Source organism: Lysobacter sp. M15, assembly GCF_022662515.1.
Lineage (GTDB): Bacteria > Pseudomonadota > Gammaproteobacteria > Xanthomonadales > Xanthomonadaceae > JAKPBU01.
In genome coordinates this window covers 31688-55816 of sequence record NZ_JAKPBV010000005.1, presented here as the reverse complement: position 1 = coordinate 55816, position 24129 = coordinate 31688, and the positions used below count along the sequence as shown (strand labels likewise).

Genomic DNA, 24129 nt, shown 5'->3' with positions numbered 1-24129 from the left:
CATAGGACGCCGCGCATCTTGCCGCCCGCGCCGCTGAACATCGCATCACGACGGGCCGATTCAGGAACTGCAGGACAGCATCGAGCAGCCGGCCCGGTCCCGGGCCCAATCCGGACGCCGGGCGGCGAACGCCTCGCGCCCCGGCTGATCCTCGTAAGGCCTGCGCAGCACCTCGAGCAGTTCGCCGATGCCGGAGGGATCGCCCTGTTCCGCCCGGTCGATCGCCTGCTGCGCCAGGTAATTGCGGAGCACGTATTTGGGGTTCGTCGCGTGCATGCGGGCACGCCGTTCCGGCGCCGGCCACGCCTCTTCGCGGACGCGAGCGGCATGACGTTCCAGCCAGGTCTGGAGTGCGTCCCCGCCCGCATGGCGCTTGCCCGGATCGTAGAACGCCTCCTCCAGCGGCTGCAGCAACGGCGCGACCGGATCCACGTCCGCCAGCGCCCGGAACCACAGCGTCATGTCCACCTCGTGGGCCTGCAAGAGGGCGTGCAGGTCGCGCGCCAGGTCGATGTCGTCATCCCTGCACGTGCGCAAGCCGAGTTTGGCGGCAATGTCGTCCCGATCCGCCTGTGTGTAGCTGGCTGCGAACTGGTCGAGCCCTGCCTGCAGCGGCGTGGCATCCGTGAACAGCGGCGACAGCGCCTGCGCCAGGCGCAGCAGGTTCCAGTGCGCGATCTTCGGCTGCCAGCCGAAGCGGTAGCGGCGGCCGCCCGCGTCGGTGGTATTGGGCGTCCAGTCCGGGTCGTAGTCGTCGATCCATCCGTACGGACCGTAATCGATGGTCAACCCGAGGATCGACATGTTGTCGGTATTGAGCACGCCGTGGACGAATCCGACACGCATCCAGTGCGCGACCAGCCGCGCCGTGCGCTCGCACACCTCTCCGAACCAATCGGCGCGCATGCGTTCGGAGAACACCCCGTTCTCGCGCAGGCTGCCCAGGCGCTCGCCGGCGCGTTCGCCAAGCAGGTGTGGAAAATCGCGCCAGATGCAGAAGTCCGCCAGGCGCGCGAGCAATCCGAGGTCCTGGCGCGCATAGGGCAGCTCGAAGTGCCCGAAGCGCAGGAACGAAGGCGCCACCCGGCACACGATCGCGCCCGGTTCCGGCTTCGGATGGCCGTCGTAGAACATGTCGCGCACGACCGCCTCGCCGGTGCCGACCAGCGACAGCGCCCGCGTGCTCGCCACGCCGAGGTGATGCATGGCCTCGCTGCACAGGAATTCCCGGATCGAGGAGCGCAGCACCGCACGCCCGTCGGCGGTGCGCGAATACGGCGTGGGCCCGGCACCCTTGAGCTGCAGCTCCCAGCGCCTGCCTGACGCGTCGATTGCCTCGCCAAGCGTGATCGCGCGCCCGTCGCCCAGCTGCCCGGCCCAATGGCCGAACTGGTGGCCGCCGTAGTTGGTGGCGATGGGCTGCATGCCCGGGGCGAGCGCATTGCCGCCAAACACCTGCGCGAACTCCGGCGACGCCACCTCCGCTTCGCTGAATCCGAGCGTGGCGGCCATCTCCCGCGAGTGCGCCAGAACGACGGGTGCCGCGACAGGTTCGGGCATGACCTCCGACCACGCCGCGCCCTCGACCTGGCGCACGCGCGGACCGGTTTCGGGATCACCGGGCAATTCGCGTCGGAACGCGTTGTCGAAGCGCAGGCGGGTGAGTTCCATGCGCTGCAGTGTATGCGTGGCTCCGTGGAGCGGCGTCGGGCCCCGAAAAGCGGCTTTTGCCGCGGCCATGGCGGCGCGCGCGATAGACTGGGCGCATGAACGCCGAGCCTACGCCCGCCAGTTTCACTTCCCTCGGCCTGCCCGAGTCCCTGCTGCGCGCGCTATCCGAGGTGGGCTACGAGACGCCGTCGCCGATCCAGGCGGCCACGATCCCGCCGCTGCTCGCGGGCAGCGACGTGCTCGGCCAGGCCCAAACCGGCACCGGCAAGACCGCGGCCTTCGCCCTGCCGATCCTGGCGCGCATCGACGCGGCCCAGACCAGGCCGCAGGCCCTGGTCCTGGCCCCGACCCGCGAACTGGCGATCCAGGTCGCCGAAGCTTTCCAGAAATACGCCCATCACCTGCCCGGCTTCCACGTGCTGCCGATCTACGGCGGGCAGAGCTACGGGCCACAGCTCTCCGCTCTCAAGCGCGGCGTGCACGTGGTCGTCGGCACGCCCGGCCGGGTGATCGATCACCTGGAGCGCGGTTCGCTCGACCTGTCGCAGCTGCGCTGCCTGGTGCTGGACGAAGCCGATGAAATGCTGCGCATGGGTTTCATCGACGACGTCGAGGCGGTGCTGAAGAAGACCCCCGAGTCGCGCCAGGTGGCGCTGTTCTCGGCCACGATGCCGGCGCAGATCAGGCGCATCGCCCAGACCTATCTCAAGCAGCCGGTCGAGATCGCGATCAAGTCGACGACCTCGACCGCTGAAAACATCCGCCAGCGGTACTGGATGGTCAGCGGGGTCAACAAGCTCGATGCGTTGACCCGCATCCTGGAGGCGGAAACCTACGACGGCCTGCTGGTGTTCGCGCGCACCAAGCTCGGCGCCCAGGAGCTTGCGGAAAAACTCGCCGCGCGCGGCCTGTCCGCAGCCGCGATCCATGGCGACGTGGAGCAGAAGCAGCGCGAGAAAATGGTCCAGTCGCTCAAGGACGGGCGCATCGACATCCTGGTCGCCACCGACGTGGCCGCACGCGGGCTGGACGTGGAGCGCATCAGCCACGTGCTGAACTACGACATCCCCTACGACACCGAGAGTTACGTGCACCGGATCGGCCGCACCGGCCGCGCAGGTCGCAGCGGCGAGGCGATCCTGTTCGTGTCGCCGCGCGAACGCGGCATGCTGGGCGCGATCGAACGCGCCACCCGGCAGAAGATCGAGCCGATGCAGCTGCCCAGCGTCGACGCAGTCAACGAGAAACGCGTCGCCAAATTCCTCGGCAAGATCGGCGCCGCGCTGGAAAGCAGCGACCTGTCGATATTCCGCGAGCTGGTGGAGCGCTACGAGCGCGAACACAACGTGCCGGCGGTCGAAATCGCCGCGGCGCTGGCCCATCTGGTGCAGGGCAAGACCCCGCTGCTGCTCGAACCGGCGCCGGAGCGTCCGAAGGCCGCATACGAGCCGCGCACGCCGCATGAGCGCCCGGGGCGTACACGACCCGAGCGCACGGCGCGTTCCGCCGACGAGCGCTATCCACGCGCACCGCAGTCCGAACACCGTCCCGCTCCACGCGCCCACGAACGTCCCCCGGCATCGGAACCCGGTGCGCCCGCGGCGCACAAGTCGCGCCCGCCCCGCCTCGACGTCAACACAGGTGAGGCAATGTTCGCCGGCGAGGAAGCCCCGGCCGCGCGCCGTCCGAAGAAATCCGCGGGCGAGCCCGAAGTGGGCATGGAGACCTTCCGCATCGAAGTCGGCCATCAGCACGGCGTGCAGCCGGGCAACATCGTTGGCGCCATCGCGAACGAAGCCGACCTGGAGAGCCGCTACATCGGCCGGATCGACATCCGCGACGACCACAGCCTGGTCGATCTGCCCGAAGGCATGCCGCGCGAGGTGCTCGAGATCCTGAAGAAGGCGCGCGTGGCCGGCCGCCCGCTGCGCATGAGCCGCGCGGGCGAAGCCGATGCCGGTGCACCGCGCGGCCCCGGCGCCAAACGGCCCTTCGCCGGCAAACCGCACGCGCCCCCGCGCAAGCCGGGGTTCGCCAAGCGCAAGGGCCCGCGGTGACGGCAGGCGGTCGCGGCGTCACATAGCCCGTGGATGGGATGAGCGGACGGTTCGACGCCATCGTGATCGGCGGCGGTGCCGCAGGACTGATGTGCGCGCAGGTCGCCGGGCACCGGGGCTTGCGGGTGCTGGTGATCGAACACGCCAACCGGGTCGGCAAGAAGATCCTGATGTCGGGCGGCGGGCGCTGCAACTTCACCAACACCGGCACGGGCCCGGCGAACTTCCTCTCCGCCAATCCGCACTTCTGCAAGTCTGCGCTGGCCCGCTACACGCCGCTGGACTTCGTCGACCTGGTCGATCGCCATGGCATCGCCTGGCACGAGAAGGAACTCGGGCAACTGTTCTGCGACGAGTCGTCGAAGCAGATCGTGGCGATGCTTCTGGCCGAATGCACGGCCGGGGGCGTGGAGATCAGGACCAGTTGCAGCATCGAGCGCGTCGCCCATCGCGATGGCGGCGGCTTTGTGCTGCGTACCAGCCAAGGAAGCTTCGAGGCGGACGCGCTGGTCGTAGCCAGCGGAGGACTGTCGATCCCGAAAATGGGTGCGACCGGCTTCGGTTACGCGCTGGCGCGACAGTTCGGCCACGCCGTGCTGCCCACCCGTGCCGGCCTGGTACCGCTGACGCTGAGCGGGCGGCCGCTCGAGGAAATCGCCGACCTCAGCGGCATCGCGCTGCCGGTGGAAGCTTCCTGCAACGGCGTCGCGTTCCGCAACGCCATGCTGCTGACCCATCGCGGCGTGAGCGGACCGGCGATCCTGCAGATCTCTTCCTACTGGCGGGCCGGCGACTCCTTGCGTATCGATCTGCTGCCGGGCGATGACGCGCTGCAACGACTGCGGACCGAGCGCAAGCGGCGACCCGCGACCGAGCTGCGCACGATCCTGGCCGAGCTGCTGCCCAAGCGTTTCGCGCAGCGGTTGTGCGAAACCTCGCTCGCGCCGCTGCAGCCGCTAAGCCCGCTGCGTCAATTCGACGAACCGCAGCTGGGTGCGGTCGCAGCGCTGCTGTCGGCCTGGCCGCTGGTCGCCAGCGGCACCGAGGGCTATCGCACCGCCGAGGTCACCCTGGGCGGGGTCGATACCGATGGCCTGTCTTCCTCGACCATGCAGTCGCGCCATGTGCCCGGCCTGTACTTCATCGGTGAGGTGGTCGACGTCACCGGCTGGCTTGGTGGTTACAACTTCCAGTGGGCCTGGGCTTCCGGCCACGCGGCGGGACGCGCCCTGCTGTCGTAACGGGAGAATGCGGCAGCGCCTCCCGAAGCTGCCCCACGACTTGATCCTCGCGCCTCGCTCGGGTTTATTAACGGCATGCCCCGGATCCTTGTTTTCCAGCACGTCGCCGCCGAACCGCTCGGCACGCTCGATCCGCTGATCCGGGCGCGCGGGCACCGGATCCGTTTCGTCAATTTCGAGCGCGAGCCCGATGCGCAGCCCGACGTGGAACGCTATCGCGGCCTCGTGGTGCTGGGCGGGCCGATGAACGTGGAGGATCAGGCGCAGCGCCCGCACCTGGTGACCGAGCTGCGCGCGATCGGGCGCATGCTGGAACTGGGCCGGCCCGTGCTCGGTATCTGTCTCGGCGCGCAGCTGTTGGCGCATGCGCTCGGTGCACCGGTGCGGCGCCACGTCGCTCCGGAGATCGGCTGGTATCCCGTGCAGGCCACGGCGGCTGGGCGCGAGGATCCGGTGCTGGCACCGCTGGGCGCGGATCCGCAGGTGTTCCAGTGGCATGGACGACATTTCGAGATTCCCGACGGGGCCGTCCATCTCGCACGCAGCGATACCTGCGAACAGCAGGCGTTCCGCTGGGGCGACAACGCCTACGGATTCCAGTTCCATCCCGAGGTGGACGCCGCGTTGATCGAGCGCTGGCTCTCGAATCCGGCCTACCGGGAGGAACTGGCTGCATCCGGTCTGCCGCACGACGCCGAAACGATCCGAGCGCAGACGCAAACACATGTTGCCGCGATGCAGGCCAGGGCCGGGCGCGTGTTCGAGGAATTCCTCGACCTGGTGGGACGGCCGCAACGGCGTTACACCCTGCCCTCGCGCGAGTTTGCATAGACGCCGCACCCGGCGGCGCCTTGCCAGGACGAAACCCGCGGCGCCCGATCAGGCCTGCGCGCGGCGCACCGCCCGCAGCCCGAACCATCCCAGGTCGGCGAACACCGCCACCGCGGCCGCCTGGACCAGTACGAACGCGATGCCCAGCACGCTCGGCTGGTAGGGGCCGCCGGCCACCAGCCAGACGCTGGCGACGACCCACGCCGCGTTGATCGCGACCACCGCCGCCATCGCGCGAGGCGGCACCCGCGCCATCCGCGACATCGCAGCCACCCACACCACGAACGGAACCAGGAACAGTCCGGCGCCCCGCAGCAACGCGGCCGGCAGTTGCAGCAGCGGCTGCAGGAACTCCGCGCCCGCCAGCAGCAGTACTGCGGTGGCGCCGGTGGCGACCGCGTCGACCAGCAGTACGCGCGAAAGAAAACGGGGATGGGCGATGAGATTGCGGAAGTTCATGACCAGGCTCCTGGATTGGGACGGGACGTTGCCACGGCCGCCATCCTGCACAGCCGCACGACGCGGATCGATTACCCCGGAGGTAATGCATCCGCGCATCGCGCTCGGCTATCGTGGCGCCCATGAATCAGCCACGCCCCGTCGGCGATCAGCTGCGCGACTGGCGCCAGCGCCGCCATCTCTCGCAGCTCGACCTCGCCGGTCTCGCCGATATTTCCTCGCGCCACCTCAGCTTCATGGAGACCGGGCGCTCCCTACCCAGCCGCGCCATGCTGCTGCGCCTGAGCGATCGCCTTGACGTCCCGCTGCGCGAGCGCAATCAGCTCTTCGTCGCAGCTGGTTACGCGCCGGTCTACGGCGAACGCCGGCTCGACGATCCGGCGCTGCAGGATGCGCGCCGCGCCATCGATCTGGTGCTGCGCGGCCACGAGCCGTATCCCGCCCTGGCGATCGATCGCCACTGGCAGATGCAGGCCGCGAATCGCGCGGTGGCGCCGTTCCTCAAGGGCGTCGCACCGCATCTGCTGGAGCCGCCGGTCAACGTGCTGCGGCTGAGCCTGCATCCGGAAGGCGTCGCGCCACGCATCGTCAACCTGGGGGAATGGCGCGCGCACTTGCTGCAGCGGCTGCAGCAGCAGGTCGAAAGCACCGGCGATCCGGTGCTGGAGGCATTGCTGCGGGAACTGCTGACCTACCCGGCTCCGGAGCATGACCCGGCGCCGAATCCTGGCGCCTTCGTGGTTCCGATGCGGCTGCGCACCGAGGTCGGCGAGCTCGCGTTCCTCAGCACCACTACCGTGTTCGGCACACCGGTGGAGGTCACGCTGTCGGAACTGGCGATCGAATCGTTCTTCCCGGCCAATCCCAAGACCGCGACCGCGCTGCGCACGATGTCGCTGGTCGGCCGGGTGCTGCGCTTCCCGCTCTCACTGCGGCCGAAGAAAACCGGCGGCAGATAGAGCGCGCCTTGCGCGCGATAGGCCGCGCTGGGAATCCCGGCGCGGGGATCTGTCCACGACACCGCGAAGGTCACCACAGATCGAAGGTCAGCCCAGGACGCTCGTTGTCCCAGATCGTGCTGAATATCCACCAGCGGCCGTGCTCGTGACACAGCTGGATGCTGTTGGCGCCGCGCTTGAGCAGCACCGGCGAATCCGGCGAGGGCCGCGCTTCGTACAGGCTCCATGCGTGGGCCACCTCGCCGAAGCGCTGCACGCGCTGCTCGATCTCGATCTCGTGAAAATCGTTGCTGGCGAAGAAGGGCTCCACATCGGCGATATACGATTCGACGTCGAATACCGCCGCGCGCGTACTGCCATCGGCTTCGACCACGGTGCGCAGGCTCGTGGCGCGCGGATGCTGCAGGTAGCGGAAGCGGTCCCAATCGCGCGGCGCGCCGGCCGGGCCGGAGATGCAGGCGTACACCGCACGCACCAGCCTGCCGATGTCCTGCGTGTCGTGCTGCCATTCGGGGTCGATCGGGCTGGAGGTCATGGTTGAGCCTATACAGAGGAAAGGTTGCGAACCGCGCAAGCCCACATCAGAGCAGATGGCGCAACGCCGGCAGGTACTTCTCCGCCGAGCCGGTGTTGACCGCGACCACGCGCTCGCCGCGCCTGACCAGCCCTCGATCGAGCAGTTGCGGCAGCGCCGCGAGGCAGGCCGCGCCCTCGGGCGAGATCCAGTCGCGCATTTCGCGCCAGGTGCGCGACAGTTCACGGGCGATGTCGTCCTCGGCCACGGCGACCGCGGCGCCGCCGCTGGCGCGGATGATCTGCAGCACGCGGAAATGCCCGATGCCGCCGGGGACGTTCAGGCCGGTGGCGAGGGTGTCGCCGGCGGGCAATGCCGTGGTGTCGTCGGCGCCGGTCTCGAAAGCCCGTACCAGCGGCGGCGTCGCCTCGCTTTGCACGCACAGCATGCGCGGACGGGCGTGACCGATCAGGCCGAGCGCCTCGAGTTCATCCCAGGCCTTCCACATGCCGAGCACGCCGGTGCCGCCGCCGGTGGGATAGATCACCGCATCGGGCAGCGACCAGCGTGTGTCGCCGGGCGCCGGTTCGGCGAGCTCGAGGCCGAGCGACTTCTTGCCCTCGATGCGCCAGCCCGGCTCCTGGAAGGTGGCCACGGAGAAATACCCCTGGGGTATGTACTTCTCCTTCAAGAGGGCGCCGGCTTCGCGGATGGTCGGGCCGACCAGTTCGAGCTTCACCCGATCGGGACGGCGCAACGCCGCCGCCGCGACATTGCCCAGGATCGGCATCGGCGTGTCGTCGGGCATCGCGACCACGACAGACAGGCCGCCCGCCAGCGCGTAACGCACCAGCGAATCGCCGGCGTTGCCCTGGGTCGGCACGGCCAACTTCGACAGCCCCAGACGCCGGGCCTGCGCCGCCACCATGGCCATGCCGCGGTCCTTGAAGCTCTGGGTTGGATTGGCGCCGAAACCGGGATGCGCCTTGCCTTCTTCCTTCAGCTGCAGGCGCAAGCCGCCGCTGCGCGCCACCGGGTGCGCCGCGTAGTCGAGCAGTGGTGTGTGGCCTTCGCCCAGCGGCACGAGGTGCCGCGCATCTTCTGGATCGGAGGCGTCGAGCGCCATCAGCGCGCCAAAGCGCCACATGTCCTGTCGTGACGGGTCGTACCAGGTCGCGTTCGGCCGCTCCGCGGTTAGACGCTCCAAGTCGAGCACCATCTCCACCGGCCTGCCATCGGCGGGATCCAGATTCATCGGCTGGTCGATGGTGTATTCGATACCGGACCCCAGTCCGCGCAAGCAGCGCACATAAGACATGGGCCGTGCTCAGAACGGAACCGGCAGGCCCAGATAGGGCGCGGCGAACCAGTACAGGCCGAGTAGCACAACCCCCCAGAGCGCCAGCTTGAGCACGAAGCCGAGCACCTTGATCGCGAGCCATGCCGCGATGATCGCAACGAGGATGCCCAGCCAACTCATGTCGTTATTCCTGGATGGTCGCCGCGCAGACTACACAGGGTCGAGCGCCTGGTCGACCAGCGGACGCAGCTCCGGATCCAGCGCGACCCGTCCGTCGAACACGAAGCATCGTCCGTCGTAGCCCGCGCCACCGACCGTCTCGAAGTAGCCCAGGATGCCACCGTCGAGCTGCAGCACGTGCTCCAATCCGCTTGCCTGCATCCATAGCGCGGCCTTTTCGCAGCGGATACCGCCGGTGCAGAAACTCACCACCGTGGCGTCGGCGAGCGCGTCCCGATGCGGCTCCAGCGCGGCCGGCAGTTCGGTGAAGTTGTCGATCGGCAGAGTGAGCGCGCCTGCGAAGCTGCCGTAGCCGACTTCCTCGCGGTTGCGGGTGTCGAGCAGCACAAGCCGCCTTCCCGCATCGTCCCTGCCGCGCGCGATCCACCTCGCGAGCGTCTGCGCGGCAACGCCTGGGGCCCGACCGGTCAGCGGCGAGGCACCTTCGCGGCGGAAGGCAATGATTTCCCGCTTGACCTTCACCTTGAGCCGCGCGAACGGTACATGCGCGCTTTCGCTGCATTTGATCGAAAGATCCACGAACCGCGCATCGCCGCGGAGCCAGGTGACGAAGTCCTCGATCGCCTGCGGCGCTCCAGCCAGGAACAGGTTGAGACCCTCCCCTGCCACCAGCACCGTGCCGCGCAGCTCGAGCGCCCCGGCCTGCGCGCGGATGGATGCGGCCAGCGCTTGCGGATCGTCGATGGCGACGAAGTGGTAAGCCGCCAGATTCCGGATCACGGTTTCGCCTTTGCGGTGGGCGGCACGACGCCCGCTGCTGCGGGGCGGTGCGCATCAATGGACGGCATTCTAGTCGCGCGCTTCATTGGCAGGTTTCCGGGCGACGGCTCGCGTCAGGTTCGCCCGCGCAGCGCCATCCAGCCGTGCGTGGAAGAAATCGCTCAGGTAGATGCGCTCGCGTTCCAGCAAAGACCGGAGGAAGGCACGGCGTTTGCGGCGATACAGCCATGCTGGTGCCACGCCCCGATACTCCTCGGCGATGGCCCTGTCGTAGCGGTCGAATGTTTCCGGTGACGCGCCGAGGATCGCCATGTCGCAATCCAGGAAATGCCGGGTGTCGTCGGCGATGGGCCCTACGCCGAAATCGGCCGGTGCGAACCGGCCGTGGCGCGCGGTCAGCTCGATCAGCTCGGCGACCCGCCCGGCATCCACCGCGCCATGCGGCAGCCAGTGCGCGATGTGCTGGCACGCAAGCTCGGCCGAACGCGCTTCGTTGTCGCCGGCGCCGGCGTGGTAGACCGCATCGTGGTAAAGCACCGCCAGCGCTGTTTCGCGCGGCTGCGCCCAACCGGGGCCTGACGCGACCTCGCCGTAGTGGCCCAGGACCGCTTCGACGTGCCCGAAGTGATGATAGGCACGCGGCGGCGTCGCATAGGCGGACCGCAGCGCATCGATCATGGCAACTGGCAACGACAGTTCGTCGATCTGCATGGGCCCGATTGTGGCGGCGCGGTGCCTGCCTCGCCACCGGCGGAGCTTGGGTCGGTAAGCACGGCCTGAATGCCATTGCCCTTCGACGGCCGATCTCATGGGCGGTTAAGCCATCCGGCCGCGTACTTGGCCTCAGTCGAACTCCGTGGGACCTTCACATGAACCTCCGCATCCAACCATTGCTCGGCACGGGGCTGGCGTTGCTGCTGGCAGCCGGCGCCCTGCCCGCGGCCGCCCAGGACGCGCAGCGCGACCGCGATCGCGAGGAACGCACTGCGCGCCGCGAGCAGGTCGCGAAGCAGCGCCAGGACGCAGCCAAGGCGCAGGCGCGGCAGCAGGCAGCACAGTCGCAAACCAACCGGGCCCGTGAAAGCCTGGCACGCGACAACCAGCGCCGCCAGGCCGAAGCCCAGCAGCGCAGCGTCCGCCAGCGCGACCAGGCCCTGCAGCGCCAACAGGCGGTCAGGCGCCAGCAGGAACAGCGCGCGTCGCAGCAGCGCCAGGCCGAACGACGCCAGTCGGAGGACCGGCAGCAAGCCTTGCGCCGCGAACAGGCGCAGCGCACGGCGGGCGAACGACAGGCACGGCAGCTGGAACGGCGCCAGCTCGAGGAGCGGCAGCAGTCGCTGGCGCGCGAGCAAGCACGGCGGGAGGCGCGGCAACGCGATGTCCGTGATGAGCGGACCCGACAGGCGCAACGTCGCCAGCTGGAAGACCGCGACCAGACGCGCCGCACGCAGGATGCACGCGCATCGGCCGAACGTCGCCGGCTCGACGCATCCCGCCTGTCCGAGCAGCGTCGCGCCGCCGACGTGCGCGATCGCCGCGAGCGCGAACAGCGCGAGACCGCCGTACGCGCGCGCGACACCCGTGACTTTGCCGAGCGGCGTAGCCGCGAGAGCCGCGATGACCGTCGCGACGAATCCCGCATTTACAGGGAACGCGAGCGCCAGCGCGTCTCGGACACCGAGCGCATGCGCCGCATCAGCGAGCAGCGCCAGCGCAGCGCCGAGTACGCCCGTTACGTCGCGGCGCGCCAGGCGGCAGAACGGCAGCGCTATCTCACCCTGCAACAGCAGCGGCGGATCCAGCAGTATCGCTACCAGCAGGACTACTACCGCCGCCTGCGCGCCGAACAGGCGCGCTGGAACGCCCTGCGCTACAGCTACGACCGGGATCCGTATTACTACACGCCGGCGAGCTATCGCTATTACCGCGAAGGCCGCTATTACCAGATCAACCGCTACGCCGCGGACGTGCTGCGCCAGGCGATCCGCTATGGCTACCAGGAAGGCTACCGCGCGGGCCGTGCCGACCGTCTGGACGGGTGGCGGCCCGATTACCGCAACGCCTATGCCTACCAGGACGCCAATTACGGCTACTACGGCTATTACGTGAACCCGCGCGAGTACAACTACTACTTCCGTCAGGGTTTCCGTCGCGGCTATGACGACGGATATGGGCGCAGCTACCGCTACGGCAATTACGTCGACGGCAACTACCTGATCCTGCAAAACGTGCTGTCGGCGATCCTCAACCTGCAGCATCTGTAGCTGGCACGCGGGTCGGGCTGGCATGTGCCAGCCAGGCACAGCGGGACACGAAAGCAAGCGCGCGGAAGGATCCGCGCGCTGATGCGCTACGACATGACCTGGGTCGGATCGACCAGGCCGTACTGGCCGAGCAGCCGGGTCAGGGCGATGTTGTCCTGAACCCCGAGCTTGTGGAACAGATTGCTCTTGTGGGTGTTGATCGTCTTCGGGCTCAGGCTGAGCCGCAGCGCGATGTCCTGCTGACGCAGGCCCTGAACGAGCAGCATCGCGACCTGCACCTCGCGCACGCTCAGCGCATCCAGCGGCGTGGCGCCGCCGCTGATCCCGGCAAGCGCAAGATTCTGCGCCACCCCGCTGGCGAGGTAACGCCTGCCGCTGGCCACGTCGCGTACGGCGCGCAGCAGTTCCTCGGCATCACCGCCCTTGCCGACATAACCCGACGCGCCCACCTCGATCAGGCGCCTAGGCATCGGCCCGTCCTCGAGCACCGACACCACGATGACGCGGCAGCCGTACTTGCCCTTCACGATGCGCTCGGTCACCTCGAGCCCGCTGATGCCCGGCAGGTGCAGGTCGCACAGCACAACGGCGGGCTTGAGCTTGCGGATCTGGGGCAGCGCGGCCTCCCCGGTCTCGGCCTCGCCCACCACTTCGATGTCGACCTGCGCCGACAGGATCATGCGCATGCCGGTGCGCACCAGCGCATGGTCGTCCACCATGAATACCTTGATCGTCATCCCTGTTTACCCCCTTGCTGCTCCTGGAGCCGAAGCCTAGCGCCGGGGTCGAAGGGCGGCAAGCGTGGCGCCCGACGCCACCCGATGGTCCGCTGCCACAGCAGTCTTCTGGACCGGCACCCGGCTCTGACGCATCACGAATCGTGCGCCCTCGCCCTGCGCGATCGCGTTGGATATGCGCGCCGAAGCGATCCCATGTTCGAAATGTTTTGGCGGAGAGAGTGGGATTCGAACCCACGGTGGTATCGCTACCACGCCGGTTTTCAAGACCGGTGCCTTAAACCGCTCGGCCATCTCTCCAAGGGCTTTCAGTGTAATTCGCCGATTTGACCATCGGCCTGCGGCCGATGTTCGCTCCGGCCTTCGGCCTGCGCAGTCAAGACCGGTGCCTTGAACCGCTCGGCCATCTCTCCGGAGAATCGGTTCAATCGGGCGGCAGACCATCAGCTCGCGGCCGCGTCATCCCGACTACGGCTCACAGGCAAGGCCAATGCCCTTCGACTCGACAGTGCGGCCATCCCTCAGCGCATTGTCGCATGCGCGGTTGGCGGCGAAGGCCGGGCCGCAGCCTTGGAATTGGCAGCGGCGTCGGTGCCGGGCTTGGGGCAGTTCTGGCAGTCCAGGCGCGAAGCCTCGATCAGCGGCGGCAGTTTCTCGGCCAGATAATCGATCAGCACCCGCACCGCCGGCAGCAGGCCGCGGCGCGATGCGAATACGGCATGCGCGATGCCCTGCGGCAGTCGCCACTGGGGCAGGACCACTTCCAGCTCACCGTTGCGCACCGCATCCGCACACAGGGTTTCGGGCAGCATCGTGATTCCCAGACCCTGTTTGGCCAGCGCCATCAGCATGGGGAAGTCGAAGCCGGACACGCGCGGCTTCAGGTCGATGCGCCTGACCTCGCCATCGCGCTGCAGTTCCCAGCGCTGCCTGGCCTCGTCTTCGTTCATCGACAGGGTGACGTGGTCGTGCAGTTGTTCGGGTTCGGTCGGGCGGCCGGCGCGTTTGAGGTACTGCGGGCTGGCGACCAGCAGCTCCTGGATCTGGCCGAAGCTGCGCATGACCAGGCTGCCGTCGTCGTCGAGCTTGTTGCGCACCCGAATGGCGACGTCGAACCCCTCGTTGATGACATCCACGCGGCGGTTGCTGACATGCAGCTGCAACCGCACCTGCGGGTAGCGCGCCAGGAACTCGGGCAGCAGCTGCGGCATCTGCTGTTGCGCCAGTCCGACCGGCACGCTCACCCGCACCAGCCCGCGCGGTTCGGCGCTGAGCCGGTCCACCACCTCGCGCGCGGCCTGGGCCTCCGCCAGCATCGACTGCGCATGGCGATGCACGCTCTGGCCAACGTCGGTGACCGCGAAGCGGCGGGTGGAACGCTGCAGCAGGCGCACGCCCAGCTCGTTCTCCAGCTGGCTGATACGCCGGCTCAGGCGCGACTTGGGAATGCCCAGCGCCCGTTCGGCGGCGGCGAAGCCGCCGTGGTCCACGACGGCGCTGAAGTAGTAGAGGTCGTTCAGGTCCTGCATAGCTCTTTTTCCATGGATGGAACAGTACGTGATATTTGATCACCTTTATTCCACACAGGCAACAACGCATCTTGTCGACCGGGCGGCACCCCGCCGCCGGAGGACAATCCCATGAAACTGCTGCATCTGGACTCCAGCGCCCTCGGCGACCAGTCCGTCACCCGGGAACTTGGTGCTGCGATCGTCGCCCACTGGCGGGCCCGTTTCCCCGTTGCCACGGTCGAGTACCGCGACCTGGATGCCGACCCGGTTCCCCACCTGACCGGAGGCTCACTCGCCCGTACCGATTCCGTCCTGGCGGCGCAGGACGACCGACTGCTGCAGCAATTCCTGGACGCGGATGTCATCGTGCTGGGGGCGCCGATGTACAACTTCGGCATTCCCTCCACCCTCAAGGCCTGGATCGACCGGATCGCGATCAAGGGCAAGACCTTCCGCTACACCGAGCAGGGCCCGCAAGGCCTGGCGGCCGGCAAGCGCGTGATCGTGGCCAGTGGCCGCGGCGGCGCCTATGGCGACAGCAGCCCGGCCGATTTCCAGGAGGCCTATCTGCGCCAGCTGTTCGGGTTCCTGGGCATCGACGACATCGAATTCGTGCGCGCCGAAGGCGTCGGCCTCTCGCCGCAGCATCGCGAGCAGGCGCTCGCCACGGCCAAGGCTTCGTTGCTGGTGCCGCTAAGGGACGCCGCGTAGCCGGACGCTCACCCGATCCCGGCTCACAGCAGTCCGGACATCATTCCCACCGCCACCACGAACAGCATCACGGCAACCGCGCGCTGCACACCAGGCATGGTGACCTTGTGCAGCAGCCGGTTGCCCAGCAGTGCGCCAAGCGTCGCTGCAAGCACCGCCGACGCCAGAGCGCCGTAGTCCAGCGCATGCATCTGCGCGCGGAACGAACCTGCATACACGCCCAGTCGGCTGAAGTCGATCAGGCAGGCGAGCGCCACGCCGGTACCGATGAACGCATGCTTGTCCAGGCCGGCGCGGGACAGGAAGGCCGATCGCAGCGCGCCCTGCATGCCGGTCAGGCCGCCGAAGAAACCGCTGAGCACGCCTCCCAATGGCATCCAGCGCGGGTCGAAGCTGGCATCGCGCCAGCGCGGCACCAGGTCGACCGACGCGAACGCGAGCAGCAGCACTCCGACGACGAGTTCCACCGGTGTGACGTTGAAACTGCGTCCGAAGCCGGACCATCCGAATGCGGGCGCCGCACCGGCCAGCTTCACCAGCAACCAGGCGCCGAGCAGCGACGCCGCGACCGCCGGCACGCCGAAGCGCAGGAGTACGCCGCGGTCGAGATGGCGTCCGGTCAATGCGAGCTTGAACAGGTTGTTGAGAAAGTGGACCACCGCGGTCATCGCCACGGCCTGCTCGACCGGGAAGAACAGCGCGAACGCCGGCAGCAGCAGCGTACCCAGCCCGAATCCGGAAAAGAAGGTCAGCAGCGAGGCCAGCAGTGCAACGGTGCTGGGAATCAGGAATTCCATGCGCTTGCGCCGACGGGCAATCTCCGCTGCTTATGCCACGACGCCTGGCTCGAGGCCGTCAGGAAATGCGGTCCAGGCCACGCATGTAAGGTCGCAGGACCTCGGGCACTTCGATCGACCCGTCGGCCTGCTGGTAATTTTCCATCACCGCGATCAGGGCGCGCCCCACGGCGACCCCGGACCCATTGAGGGTGTGCACCAGTTCGGGCTTGCCCGTCGCCGGATTGCGCCAGCGCGCCTGCATGCGCCGGGCCTGGAAATCGCCGCAGTTGGAGCACGAGGAAATCTCGCGGTAGCTGTCCTGCGAGGGCAGCCAGACTTCCAGATCGTAGGTCTTGCGCGCAGCAAATCCCATGTCGCCGGTGCACAGCAGCACACGCCGGTACGACAGACCGAGCTTCTCCAGCACCACTTCGGCGCAGCGGGTCATGCGCTCGTGTTCGGCGTCGCTTTCATCGGGCTTGGCGATCGACACCAGTTCGACCTTCTCGAACTGGTGCTGGCGGATCATGCCCCGGGTATCGCGGCCATGGCTGCCGGCCTCGGCGCGGAAGCACATCGAATGCGCGGTCATGCGCAGCGGCATGCGGCTTTCGTCGACGATCTCGTCGCGGACGATGTTGGTGAGCGGGACTTCCGAGGTCGGGATCAGGTAGCGCCGGGACGTCGCCTCGCCCTCGCCCACCGCGGTGGCAAACAGATCGTCCTCGAACTTCGGCAGCTGGCCGGTGCCGCGCATCGACTCGGCGTTGACCAGCAGCGGCACGTTGGTTTCCTGGTAGCCGTGCTCGTGGACGTGCAGGTCCAGCATGAACTGGGCCAGCGCACGATGCAGAAGGGCGATCGGACCGCGCAGGACCGTGAAGCGTGCGCCGGAGAGCTTGGCCGCGGTTTCGCCATCCAGCCACCCATCGCGCGCGCCCAGTTCCACGTGGTCGCGCACCGCGAAATCGAAGCGGCGCGGCGTGCCCCAGCGATGCGTTTCGACATTCGCCGATTCGTCCTCGCCCGGCGGCACGGACGCGTCGGGCAGGTTCGGAATGCCCAGCGTGATCTGCTCGAGATCGTGGCGGATCCTCTCCAGATCGGCTTCGGAAGCCTTGAGTTCCTCGCCGAAACCGGCCACTTCGGCCATCAGCGACGTGACATCCTCGCCCCGCGCCTTGGCCTGGCCGATCGCCTTGCTGCGGGTATTGCGCAGGTTCTGCAGCTCCTGGGTGCGTACCTGCAGGCGCTTGCGATCGGCTTCCAGCGCCTCCACCGCGGGGACGTCCAGGACGTAGCCGCGGGTCGATAGGCGCTGCGCGAGGCCGGCGGGATCGGAACGAAGCAGGGCGGGATCGAGCATCGGACATCGCTGGCATTGGTGAATGCGGATTATCGCGTGTCCGCAAGGCGAGGTGTTCCGCGCCGACCTCGGCGAAAGCCGGTGCGCCAGGACATGCCGCGGCCGCGTGCGAAAATGCGTCGTCCCCCGACACGAGATCGCAATGGCTTCTACTCCGCCCGTGGCACCTCCGCCTTCGCGCAAGCCCTGGTTTGCCCTGCCCTCCGGCCTGTCGCGTCGCACGCTGCTGCTGGCGGGGATGGCGTTCGGCGTGGGCCTGGTGCTGTTCCTGCTGATCGTGGGCCAGGGCGAGGACGACGGGTTCTTCCGCGCGGGCGATGCCCCCGTCAGCGGACGCGCCGACCAGGTCTTCGAGCCGCTTCCGACGCCGGATGCGGTGGGGGGCGAAGATGCCGCTCCGGGCCGTGAAGCCGTGGATTCCGCCGTATCGGCCGGGCAACCCGAACAGGTCGACAGCCGCGGCTTTCCGTTGCCGGATGAGCCCTCGAGCGCCGAGCCGGTCATCCCCGCAGCACCGGCCGCGCCCTCCGAACCGGTGGCCGCCGCGCGTCCGGACGCCAGTGCCAAACCGGTCCGCAGCCCTCCACCGGAGTATCCGGCGTCGGCCGCGCAGCGTGGCGAGGCGGGCACGGTGCTGCTGCAGGTGCAGGTCGATGCCCAAGGCCGCCCGGCCGAGGTCGATGTGGTGCAAAGCAGCCGCTCGCGTGCGCTCGACCGCGAGGCGGTGCGCGCCGTGCGGCGCTGGGAATTCAGCCCGGCGGTCCGCAACGGTCAGTCGGTGGCCTCGAAAGTCCTGATTCCGATCGAATTCCATCCCTGAACCGCTGCGCATCCCCGGTCTGGCTCGTGACGGAAGCTGAACAAACCATGTGAAACCCTCGCCGCGTCCCGTGACGAGGAGTACGCCATGTCCGACCCCAGAGAAGGCACCAGCGACCTCAACCCGCAACCGCTGCCGCCGGAGGAGCCACGCCGCGGCGTCAGTCCGTTGATCTGGATCCTGTTGTTGCTGGCCCTGGCCGCGCTCGGCTGGTGGTACTACAACCGCAGCATGCAGCCCGGTCCCGATCTGTCCGCAACCACGCCCACGGTGGAACCGGCGATCACCAGCCAGGAGGAAGTCGCCGCGCAGGCCGAACGCGAGCGGGCCGCGGCCAACGAGCGCCGGCGCAGCGAACGGACCCGCGAAGCCGCGCGTCCCAAGGTCCCTGCCGACCGCGACGTGACCCCCATCGCACGGGTCGAGCCCGAGTACCCGGCCGCGGCGGCGCGCACCCAGGAAGAAGGCACCGTGCTCGTGCGCGTGGATGTGGACGCCAACGGCGTGCCCACCAATGTGGAGGTCGCGCGCCGCAGCGGCTCGCGCGATCTGGACCGCGCCGCGGTGGACGCCGTGCGCCAGTGGCGCTTCAACCCGGCGATCAAGGACGGCAAAAAGGTCGCCGCCGTGGTCGAGGTGCCGGTCGAGTTCAAGCTGCAGCAGCAGTAGTCGGCGCGCTTGTCTCCCTCCGCCCAGGGCGGAGGGAGCGGCCGGCCACCCGGCATGCCGGGCGTGACCGAAAACGGCTATCCGGCTTCGAGCCCCATGCCGGCCTGCTTCGCCAGCCGGTCGAATCCCGGAAACGAGGTCGCCACGTTGGCCACGTCATGGATCGCGACCGGACCTGCGGCACGCTGCGCGGCCACGGCGAAGGCCATGGCGATGCGATGGTCGCCATGACTGTCGATCGTGCCGCCCCGCAAGGCTCCGCCGTGGATGGTGGCACCGTCCGATGTCTCGTCGACGCCGATCCCCAGAGCACGCAGGCCGGCGGCCATGGTCGCGATGCGGTCGGATTCCTTGACCCGCAGCTCCGCAGCGCCGGTCACGACGGTGTCTCCCTGCGCACAGGCGGCGGCCACGAACAACGCGGGAAACTCGTCGATCATGTCGGCCACATGCGCCTGCGGCACCACGATCCCACGCAGCGGCGCATGCCGCACCAGCAGGTCGGCGACCGGTTCTCCGCCCTCCTCGCGCGCAGCGGTTTCGGTGATGTCAGCACCCATGGCCCGGAGCACATGCAGCAGGCCGGTCCGGCGCGGGTTCATGCCGACGCGCGGCAGGCGCAGCTCCGAGCCCGGGATGAGGGTTGCGGCGACGATGAAGAACGCAGCCGACGAGAAGTCGGCGGGCACCTGCACGTCGACTGCGTGCAGCCGGTGACCGCCTTCGAGGCGTGCCGTTCCCGGCTCGAATTCGATCGGGTACCCGAACGCGGCCAGCATGCGCTCGGTGTAGTCGCGGGTCGGCTGCGGTTCGCGCACCACCGTGATCCCACGCGCATACAGGCCAGCCAGCAGGATCGCGGACTTTACCTGCGCGCTGGCGATTTCACTTGTGTAGTCAATGCCTTGCAGAGAACTGTTTGCGTGGATGGTGAGCGGCGGAACTCCAGCTGCCCCGGCGTCGATCCGCGCGCCCATGCGGGCCAGCGGATCGATCACCCGCCGCATCGGCCTTTTCGACAGCGAGGCATCGCCGACCAGGGTGCACGGGAAGCCCTGCCCCGCCAGCAAGCCGGTCAGCAGGCGCATGCCGGTACCGGCGTTGCCACAGTCCAGCGGCGCGTCCGGTGCGCGCAAGCCGTCGATGCCGACGCCATGAACCACCCGTACGCCATCGGAGGGCGCATCGATCCGCACCCCCAGCTGGCCGAAGATGGCTGCGGTGGCGCGCGTGTCCTCGCCCTCGAGGAATCCGTCGATGCGCGAGGTGCCGTCGGCCAGCGAGGCCAGCATGATCGCGCGGTGCGAGACCGACTTGTCGCCGGGCAAGGCGACTTGCCCCCGCAGCGCCGCGCCTGGCCTGCTGATCCAGTCCTGTCGCGCGCTCATGCGGACCCGTCCAGCGCTTCGAGCAGGCGCCGGTTCTCGTCTTCTGTGCCCACGGTGATGCGCAGGCATTCGCCCAGGCCGTAGCCGACCATCGGTCGCAGCACGACGCCGCGGGCGACCAGGTTCGCTTCGATCCGCGATGCATTCGCACCGAACTCGACCAGCAGGAAATTGGTCTGCGAAGGCGAAACCCTCAGGCCACGCGCGCGCAGCGCCTCGGCCAGCGCCGCACGCTGGGCCGCATTTCCTGCCAGCGACGCCTGCAGATGGGCGGTGTCGGCCAGCGCCGCTTCCGCGGCGGCCAGTCCCACCGCGTTGACGTTGAAGCTCTCGCGCACCCGCTCCATCACCGCAATCAGGCCGGGGTCGGCGATCGCGAATCCCACCCGCAGTCCGGCCAGCGCATAGGCCTTGCTGAAGGTGCGGGTGACGACCAGGTTGCGGTGCCGCGCGGTGAGCGGCAGCGCGGATGCGTAGTCGGGCGCGTCGACGAACTCCGCGTAGGCCTCGTCGACGACCACGATGACATTGCCCGGCACGTCGTCGAGGAAGGCCTCGAAGTCCTCGCCCCCGAACCAGGTGCCGGTGGGATTGTTGGGATTGGCCAGGTACACCAGCTTGGTACGCGGGCCGATCGCGGCCCGCAGCGCCGCAAGATCGTGGCCCCGCGGCATCGGATGGTCGCGCCCGTGCGCGGGGGCCGGCTGCAGCCTGGCACCGGCCGCCTGCGCCGCCAGGGAGTACACCGCGAAGCCGAACTTCGAGGCCACGACATCATCGCCGGGACCGGCGAACACCTGCGCGAACTGCATCAACAGCTCATGCGAGCCATTGCCGAGCAGGATCCGCGATGTGTCGACGCCGTGCGTGGCCGCGAGCGCACGTTTGAGGTCGCCGCCCAGTGGATCTGGGTAGATGTGGATCGAGGCCAGCGCATCGACCACCGCCTGCCTGGCCAGGGGGCTGGCGCCGTAGGGATTCTCGTTCGAGCCGAGTTCGACCAGCTGGGCCTCGGCAAAGCGGCGCCGCAGCGAGATCAGGTCGTGTCCCGGGTCGTACGCGCGCAGGTCGCGGATGCCAGGACGCGCCAGGGTTTCGAAGTCGATCATGGCGTCAGAGCACTGCCACCGGGTAGGAGCCGAGCACGCGCACCTCGCCGCTGTGCTCGCCCACTTCGGCAAGCGCATCCTTCAGCGGCGACTCGTCCATATGGCCGGCCACGTCGATGAAGAACGCGTACTGCCACAGGTGCCCGTGTGCGGGACGCGACTCGATCCGGTTCATGCTGATGCCGCGCCGCGCCAGCGGCTCCAGCACGCCGTATAGCGCGCCCGGCCGGTCGCGGATGAAGACCAGCAGCGAGGTGCGGTCGTGGCCCGAGGGCGGAAACAGTTCACGCCCCAGCACCAGGAAGCGGGTGGTGTTGTCGCTGCGATCCTCGATCGGACCTGCGATCTTCTTCAGGCCGTACACGTGGCCGGCCGACTCGCCGGCGATCGCTGCAGCGTCGTCGGCATTGCGCGCGCGGCGCGCTGCTTCGGCATTGCTCGACACCGGGATCCGCTCCGCCTTGGGCAGGTGCTCGCGCAGCCAGCCGCCGCACTGCGCCAGCGACATGGGGTGCGAATAGATCCGTTCGATGTCCTCGATCCGCCCGCTGCGCGACAGCAGGTGCTGGTGCACCCGCAGTTCGACTTCCCCGCAGATGCGCAGCGGCGAGGTGAGGAACATGTCCAGGGTGACCTGGATCGTGCCCTGGCCGGAATTCTCCACCGGCACCACGCCGAAATCGGCATGCCCGGCCGCCACTTCCTGGAACACTTCCTCGATGCTCGCCAGCGGCAGTCCGTGCGCCGAATGGCCGAAGTGCTTGTGCACCGCCTGCTGCGAGAACGTGCCTTCCGGCCCGAGGTAGCCGATCTTCAACGGCTCCTGCTGGGCCAGGCAGGCCGACATGATTTCGCGGAACAGGCGCACCAGCACTTCGTCCGACAGCGGTCCGTCGTTGCGGTCCACCACCCGGCGCAGCACCTGCGCCTCGCGCTCCGGCCGGTAATAGTCCACCGCCGCCGCCAGCTTGCCCTTGGCCTTGCCCACCTGGTGCGCCCACTGCGCACGCTCGGCGATCAGCTCCTGGATGCGGCGATCGATCCCGTCGATCTGCGCGCGAACCTCGGCGAGCTCGGGCTTTGCGGCGGACGCCTCCTTCTTGGCAGGTTTGCCCGATGCGGCGGGCTGCTTCTTCGTCGGCTTCTCCGACTCCGCCTTCTTGTTGCTTTTTGCTTTCTGATTTTTCATCACGCACTCAATTGAATCGGACACCCGGAGGGCGGCGGCCATGGATGGCCGCCGTTTTCGGACCGAGCCAGGATGGCGAGTCCGAAAATGGCGACGTCACTCCGCCCTCCTTGAGCGATCTTGATCTCACGAGGAGGCCGTTTTCTTTGGTTACTTTCTTTTGGGCCAGCAAAAGAAAGTAACTCGCCCGCAAGGGCGAAACGCCGTTGACCCTGCTCTTCGCAATATGCCGCACCGGATTTAGCCACTGAAGAGCAGGGCTTTCGCCTTCCGGCGAGTTACTTTTCTTTGCTGGTGCAAAGAAAAGTAACCAAAAGAAAGCACCTTCCTCGTGACGTCAAAACCGCTCAAGGCGTTTGCGGTGCCGCGGGAATTTTCGGACTCGGCATCCTGCCTCGATCCGAAAACGCCGGCCATCCATGGCCGGCGCCCTCCGGGTTTCCGGATGCACTGACTTCTGGAAGAAACCGGCAAAGCCTTCATCCATGCCGCGCCTGGAAATCGCGCATGAAATCGACCAGCGCCCGCACACCTTCGACCGGCATCGCGTTGTACAGCGACGCGCGCATGCCGCCAACCGCCTTGTGTCCCTTCAACGCCATCAATCCGGCAGCGCGCGACTCGGCAAGGAACATCGCGTCCAGCGCAGGATCGTGCAGGAAGAAGGGTACGTTCATCCGCGAGCGTACGGAAGCCTCGATTTCGTTGCGATAGAAACCGTCGCCGGCATCGATCGTCGCGTACAGCAGTGCGGCTTTCTCGGCATTGCGTCGCGCGAACTCATCGACCCCACCCTGCTCCAGCATCCAGCGCACAGTGAGCCCGAGCATGTACCAGTTCCAGGTGGGCGGCGTGTTGAGCATTGAATCGCGCGCCGCGTGCGCGCGGTAGTCGAAGATCTCCGCGCGCTGCTGTCCGCTGCGTTCGAGCAGCTCGCGGCGCACGATCACGACGCTGATGCCGACCGGACCCAGGTTCTTCTGCGCGCCGGCATAGATCAGTCCGTACTTCGCCACGTCGAGCGGCTCGGACGCGATGGACGAACTGAAATCGGCGAACAGCGGCACATCGCCCACCTCCGGCGTGGTGCGGTATTCCACCCCATGAATGGTTTCGTTCGCGGTGATGTGCACGTAAGCGGCATCGGGCGACAGCCGCCAGCCTTCACGTCCCGGCAACGAGCGGAACCGATCTTCCTCGCTGCTGGCGGCGATGTTCACCGCGACATACGGTGCTGCCTGCCGGATCGCCGTCTTGCTCCAATGCCCGCTGACGACATAGTCGGCAGTCTGCCCGGCGCCGGCGAAGTTCAACGCGATCAACGCCTGTTGGGTGGTGGCGCCACCGGACAGGTACAGGACGACATGGCTGTCGGGGATCGCCAGCAGGGTGCGCAAATCGGCGTCGGCGCGCTCGGCGACTTGCATGAACTCGGCGCTGCGGTGGCTGATCTCCACGATCGAGGCGCCCAGCCCGTGCCAGTCGAGCATTTCGGCCTGGGCCTGGCGCAGCACTGCTTCGGGCAGGGTTGCCGGGCCGGCGCTGAAATTGAAGACACGGGGCATGCGGGCATATCGGCAATGCGGAGAGCACC

General features: G+C 68.1%; 23 protein-coding genes and 1 tRNA gene. 8 read left to right on the top strand and 16 right to left on the bottom strand.

The features are described from left to right. Window positions 1–60: 60 nt before the first annotated feature. On the bottom strand, window positions 61–1671 hold the full coding sequence (locus MC380_RS03855; RefSeq protein WP_242163154.1) for a YdiU family protein: 1611 nt from the start codon (window positions 1669–1671) through the stop codon (window positions 61–63). Window positions 1672–1766: 95 nt separating this feature from the next. Between MC380_RS03855 and MC380_RS03850 the strand changes: the two genes are divergently transcribed. The 3 genes from MC380_RS03850 to MC380_RS03840 all read left to right on the top strand — a co-directional run bounded on the left by MC380_RS03850 (window position 1767) and on the right by MC380_RS03840 (window position 5800). Continuing rightward, entirely contained in the window at window positions 1767–3728 is a 1962-nt protein-coding gene (locus tag MC380_RS03850) for a DEAD/DEAH box helicase (protein WP_242163152.1), read from the top strand. Between the two features lie 38 nt (window positions 3729–3766). Then, window positions 3767–4969, top strand: coding sequence for an NAD(P)/FAD-dependent oxidoreductase (locus MC380_RS03845; RefSeq protein ID WP_242163150.1), 1203 nt, complete (start codon window positions 3767–3769; stop codon window positions 4967–4969). A gap of 75 nt (window positions 4970–5044) precedes the next feature. Next, complete coding sequence (locus MC380_RS03840; RefSeq protein ID WP_242163148.1) at window positions 5045–5800, top strand: gamma-glutamyl-gamma-aminobutyrate hydrolase family protein; 756 nt, start codon at window positions 5045–5047, stop codon at window positions 5798–5800. Window positions 5801–5848: 48 nt separating this feature from the next. On the opposite strand, the gene MC380_RS03835 is transcribed toward MC380_RS03840, so the two are convergent. Then, window positions 5849–6259, bottom strand: a complete 411-nt coding sequence (locus MC380_RS03835; RefSeq protein ID WP_242103962.1) for a hypothetical protein — start codon at window positions 6257–6259, stop codon at window positions 5849–5851. A gap of 122 nt (window positions 6260–6381) precedes the next feature. Between MC380_RS03835 and MC380_RS03830 the strand changes: the two genes are divergently transcribed. Further along, window positions 6382–7218 carry a helix-turn-helix transcriptional regulator gene (locus MC380_RS03830; protein WP_242103963.1) on the top strand — a complete coding sequence of 279 codons (837 nt, stop codon included), beginning with the start codon at window positions 6382–6384 and terminating at the stop codon, window positions 7216–7218. Between the two features lie 70 nt (window positions 7219–7288). On the opposite strand, the gene MC380_RS03825 is transcribed toward MC380_RS03830, so the two are convergent. The 5 genes from MC380_RS03825 to MC380_RS03805 all read right to left on the bottom strand — a co-directional run bounded on the left by MC380_RS03825 (window position 7289) and on the right by MC380_RS03805 (window position 10703). After that, a complete protein-coding gene (locus tag MC380_RS03825; protein ID WP_242163147.1) occupies window positions 7289–7753 on the bottom strand; it encodes a hypothetical protein in 465 nt (154 codons plus the stop codon). A gap of 46 nt (window positions 7754–7799) precedes the next feature. Beyond that, window positions 7800–9050 carry a threonine synthase gene (locus MC380_RS03820; protein ID WP_242163145.1) on the bottom strand — a complete coding sequence of 417 codons (1251 nt, stop codon included), beginning with the start codon at window positions 9048–9050 and terminating at the stop codon, window positions 7800–7802. Window positions 9051–9059: 9 nt separating this feature from the next. Beyond that, the gene (locus tag MC380_RS03815) at window positions 9060–9212 is read right to left on the bottom strand and encodes a hypothetical protein (RefSeq protein WP_242163142.1); all 153 of its coding nucleotides are present in this window, start codon (window positions 9210–9212) and stop codon (window positions 9060–9062) included. A 30-nt stretch (window positions 9213–9242) separates the two neighbouring features. Then, window positions 9243–9992, bottom strand: a complete 750-nt coding sequence (locus MC380_RS03810) for a sulfurtransferase (protein WP_242163140.1) — start codon at window positions 9990–9992, stop codon at window positions 9243–9245. Between the two features lie 69 nt (window positions 9993–10061). Next, complete coding sequence (locus MC380_RS03805) at window positions 10062–10703, bottom strand: hypothetical protein (protein ID WP_242163138.1); 642 nt, start codon at window positions 10701–10703, stop codon at window positions 10062–10064. A gap of 158 nt (window positions 10704–10861) precedes the next feature. Here MC380_RS03805 and MC380_RS03800 point away from each other — a divergent pair, with 158 nt between their 5' ends. Then, window positions 10862–12256 (top strand): hypothetical protein, encoded by a 1395-nt coding sequence (locus MC380_RS03800; RefSeq protein WP_242163136.1) that lies wholly within the window; start codon window positions 10862–10864, stop codon window positions 12254–12256. An 86-nt stretch (window positions 12257–12342) separates the two neighbouring features. On the opposite strand, the gene MC380_RS03795 is transcribed toward MC380_RS03800, so the two are convergent. The 3 genes from MC380_RS03795 to MC380_RS03785 form a co-directional block, all read right to left on the bottom strand. Continuing rightward, window positions 12343–12993 carry a response regulator transcription factor gene (locus MC380_RS03795; RefSeq protein WP_242163134.1) on the bottom strand — a complete coding sequence of 217 codons (651 nt, stop codon included), beginning with the start codon at window positions 12991–12993 and terminating at the stop codon, window positions 12343–12345. A gap of 210 nt (window positions 12994–13203) precedes the next feature. Beyond that, window positions 13204–13293: transfer RNA gene (locus tag MC380_RS03790), tRNA-Ser, on the bottom strand. 221 nt (window positions 13294–13514) lie between these two features. Then, on the bottom strand, window positions 13515–14522 hold the full coding sequence (locus MC380_RS03785) for a LysR substrate-binding domain-containing protein (protein WP_242103971.1): 1008 nt from the start codon (window positions 14520–14522) through the stop codon (window positions 13515–13517). A gap of 111 nt (window positions 14523–14633) precedes the next feature. On the opposite strand from MC380_RS03785, the gene MC380_RS03780 reads away from it, so the two are divergent. Beyond that, window positions 14634–15215, top strand: coding sequence for an NAD(P)H-dependent oxidoreductase (locus MC380_RS03780; RefSeq protein ID WP_242163132.1), 582 nt, complete (start codon window positions 14634–14636; stop codon window positions 15213–15215). A 23-nt stretch (window positions 15216–15238) separates the two neighbouring features. Here the strand turns inward: MC380_RS03780 and MC380_RS03775 are convergent, their stop codons facing one another. Beyond that, window positions 15239–16012, bottom strand: a complete 774-nt coding sequence (locus tag MC380_RS03775) for a sulfite exporter TauE/SafE family protein (protein WP_242163130.1) — start codon at window positions 16010–16012, stop codon at window positions 15239–15241. 58 nt (window positions 16013–16070) lie between these two features. Next, complete coding sequence (gene serS, locus MC380_RS03770) at window positions 16071–17360, bottom strand: serine--tRNA ligase (protein WP_242163129.1); 1290 nt, start codon at window positions 17358–17360, stop codon at window positions 16071–16073. Window positions 17361–17502: 142 nt separating this feature from the next. Between serS and MC380_RS03765 the strand changes: the two genes are divergently transcribed. Continuing rightward, complete coding sequence (locus MC380_RS03765) at window positions 17503–18180, top strand: energy transducer TonB (RefSeq protein WP_242163128.1); 678 nt, start codon at window positions 17503–17505, stop codon at window positions 18178–18180. 87 nt (window positions 18181–18267) lie between these two features. Then, window positions 18268–18849: an energy transducer TonB gene (locus tag MC380_RS03760; protein WP_242163127.1), complete on the top strand. Its 582-nt coding sequence runs from the start codon at window positions 18268–18270 to the stop codon at window positions 18847–18849. Window positions 18850–18926: 77 nt separating this feature from the next. Here the strand turns inward: MC380_RS03760 and aroA are convergent, their stop codons facing one another. From aroA to serC, 4 genes are all read right to left on the bottom strand, one after another. Continuing rightward, window positions 18927–20237 (bottom strand): 3-phosphoshikimate 1-carboxyvinyltransferase, encoded by a 1311-nt coding sequence (gene aroA / locus MC380_RS03755; protein WP_242163125.1) that lies wholly within the window; start codon window positions 20235–20237, stop codon window positions 18927–18929. Then, on the bottom strand, window positions 20234–21346 hold the full coding sequence (gene hisC, locus MC380_RS03750; RefSeq protein WP_242163124.1) for a histidinol-phosphate transaminase: 1113 nt from the start codon (window positions 21344–21346) through the stop codon (window positions 20234–20236). Before hisC ends, aroA begins: the two co-directional genes overlap by 4 nt. A gap of 4 nt (window positions 21347–21350) precedes the next feature. Continuing rightward, entirely contained in the window at window positions 21351–22535 is a 1185-nt protein-coding gene (gene pheA, locus MC380_RS03745) for a prephenate dehydratase (RefSeq protein ID WP_242103979.1), read from the bottom strand. A 479-nt stretch (window positions 22536–23014) separates the two neighbouring features. Next, window positions 23015–24100 carry a phosphoserine transaminase gene (gene serC, locus MC380_RS03740; RefSeq protein WP_242163123.1) on the bottom strand — a complete coding sequence of 362 codons (1086 nt, stop codon included), beginning with the start codon at window positions 24098–24100 and terminating at the stop codon, window positions 23015–23017. Window positions 24101–24129 lie beyond the last annotated feature (29 nt).

Excerpts from the sequence above, each read along its gene's own strand:
- MC380_RS03855 (WP_242163154.1), bottom strand. The coding sequence starts at position 1,671 with ATGGAACTCACCCGCCTGCGCTTCGACAACGCGTTCCGACGCGAATTG.
- MC380_RS03850 (WP_242163152.1), top strand. The coding sequence starts at position 1,767 with ATGAACGCCGAGCCTACGCCCGCCAGTTTCACTTCCCTCGGCCTGCCC.
- MC380_RS03845 (WP_242163150.1), top strand. The coding sequence starts at position 3,767 with ATGAGCGGACGGTTCGACGCCATCGTGATCGGCGGCGGTGCCGCAGGA.
- MC380_RS03840 (WP_242163148.1), top strand. The coding sequence starts at position 5,045 with ATGCCCCGGATCCTTGTTTTCCAGCACGTCGCCGCCGAACCGCTCGGC.
- MC380_RS03835 (WP_242103962.1), bottom strand. The coding sequence starts at position 6,259 with ATGAACTTCCGCAATCTCATCGCCCATCCCCGTTTTCTTTCGCGCGTA.
- MC380_RS03830 (WP_242103963.1), top strand. The coding sequence starts at position 6,382 with ATGAATCAGCCACGCCCCGTCGGCGATCAGCTGCGCGACTGGCGCCAG.
- MC380_RS03825 (WP_242163147.1), bottom strand. The coding sequence starts at position 7,753 with ATGACCTCCAGCCCGATCGACCCCGAATGGCAGCACGACACGCAGGAC.
- MC380_RS03820 (WP_242163145.1), bottom strand. The coding sequence starts at position 9,050 with ATGTCTTATGTGCGCTGCTTGCGCGGACTGGGGTCCGGTATCGAATAC.
- MC380_RS03815 (WP_242163142.1), bottom strand. The coding sequence starts at position 9,212 with ATGAGTTGGCTGGGCATCCTCGTTGCGATCATCGCGGCATGGCTCGCG.
- MC380_RS03805 (WP_242163138.1), bottom strand. The coding sequence starts at position 10,703 with ATGCAGATCGACGAACTGTCGTTGCCAGTTGCCATGATCGATGCGCTG.
- MC380_RS03800 (WP_242163136.1), top strand. The coding sequence starts at position 10,862 with ATGAACCTCCGCATCCAACCATTGCTCGGCACGGGGCTGGCGTTGCTG.
- MC380_RS03795 (WP_242163134.1), bottom strand. The coding sequence starts at position 12,993 with ATGACGATCAAGGTATTCATGGTGGACGACCATGCGCTGGTGCGCACC.
- MC380_RS03785 (WP_242103971.1), bottom strand. The coding sequence starts at position 14,522 with ATGCAGGACCTGAACGACCTCTACTACTTCAGCGCCGTCGTGGACCAC.
- MC380_RS03780 (WP_242163132.1), top strand. The coding sequence starts at position 14,634 with ATGAAACTGCTGCATCTGGACTCCAGCGCCCTCGGCGACCAGTCCGTC.
- MC380_RS03775 (WP_242163130.1), bottom strand. The coding sequence starts at position 16,012 with ATGGAATTCCTGATTCCCAGCACCGTTGCACTGCTGGCCTCGCTGCTG.
- serS (WP_242163129.1), bottom strand. The coding sequence starts at position 17,360 with ATGCTCGATCCCGCCCTGCTTCGTTCCGATCCCGCCGGCCTCGCGCAG.
- MC380_RS03765 (WP_242163128.1), top strand. The coding sequence starts at position 17,503 with ATGGCTTCTACTCCGCCCGTGGCACCTCCGCCTTCGCGCAAGCCCTGG.
- MC380_RS03760 (WP_242163127.1), top strand. The coding sequence starts at position 18,268 with ATGTCCGACCCCAGAGAAGGCACCAGCGACCTCAACCCGCAACCGCTG.
- aroA (WP_242163125.1), bottom strand. The coding sequence starts at position 20,237 with ATGAGCGCGCGACAGGACTGGATCAGCAGGCCAGGCGCGGCGCTGCGG.
- hisC (WP_242163124.1), bottom strand. The coding sequence starts at position 21,346 with ATGATCGACTTCGAAACCCTGGCGCGTCCTGGCATCCGCGACCTGCGC.
- pheA (WP_242103979.1), bottom strand. The coding sequence starts at position 22,535 with ATGAAAAATCAGAAAGCAAAAAGCAACAAGAAGGCGGAGTCGGAGAAG.
- serC (WP_242163123.1), bottom strand. The coding sequence starts at position 24,100 with ATGCCCCGTGTCTTCAATTTCAGCGCCGGCCCGGCAACCCTGCCCGAA.